This window comes from Streptosporangium sp. G12 (assembly GCF_052983175.1).
The window spans coordinates 1-947 of the sequence record NZ_JBRIQO010000099.1 but is presented as its reverse complement, the minus strand read 5'-3'; the positions used below and the strand labels follow the sequence as shown (position 1 = coordinate 947).

The window sequence follows — 947 nt, the reverse complement described above, 5'->3', positions numbered from 1 at the left end:
ATGAGCAGGCCGATCACCTTGTTCACCGGCCAGTGGGCCGACCTGCCGTTCGAAGAGGTCTGCCGCCTGGCCTCGGGCTGGGGATACGACGGCTTGGAGATCGCCTGCTGGGGCGACCACTTCGAGGTCGACAAGGCCCTCAGCGACGACGACTACATCCCCCGCAAACAGGAACTGCTCGCCAAGCACAACCTGTCGGTCTACACCATCTCCAACCACCTGGTCGGCCAGGCCGTCTGCGACAACCCCATCGACGCCCGCCACCAGGGCATCCTGCCCGCCCGCATCTGGGGCAACGGCGACCCCGAACAGGTCCGCCGCAACGCCGCCGAAGAGATCAAGAACACCGCCCGCGCCGCCGCCAAACTCGGCGTCGACACCGTGGTCGGCTTCACCGGATCCTCCATCTGGCACACCGTGGCCATGTTCCCGCCCGTGCCCCCCCAGATGATCGAGGACGGCTACGCCGACTTCGCCGCGCGCTGGAACCCCATCCTGGACGTCTTCGACGAGGTCGGCGTCCGCTTCGCCCACGAGGTCCACCCCAGCGAGATCGCCTACGACTACCACACCACCGTGCGCACCCTGGAGGCCATCGGCCACCGCCCCGCGTTCGGCCTGAACTGGGACCCCTCCCACATGGTCTGGCAGGAGATCGACCCGGTCGCCTTCATCCTGGACTTCGCCGACCGCATCTACCACGTCGACTGCAAGGACGCCAAGGTCCGCACCGGCGACGGCCGCCGCGGCCGGCTCGCCTCCCACCTGCCCTGGGCCGACCTGCGCCGCGGCTGGGACTTCGTCTCCACCGGACGCGGCGACGTGCCCTGGGAGGACTGCTTCCGCGCCCTCAACGCCATCGGCTACGCCGGACCCATCTCCATCGAGTGGGAGGACGCCGGCATGGACCGCCTCGACGGCGCCCCCGACGCGCTGGCCGTCATCCG

1 protein-coding gene is annotated in these 947 nt (G+C 69.5%); it reads left to right on the top strand.

Annotation, left to right across the window (positions count from 1 at the left end):
- Nucleotides 1-947: sugar phosphate isomerase/epimerase family protein (locus ACVCAG_RS45765; protein WP_447191674.1), on the top strand; the 947-nt coding region annotated here is incomplete at both ends.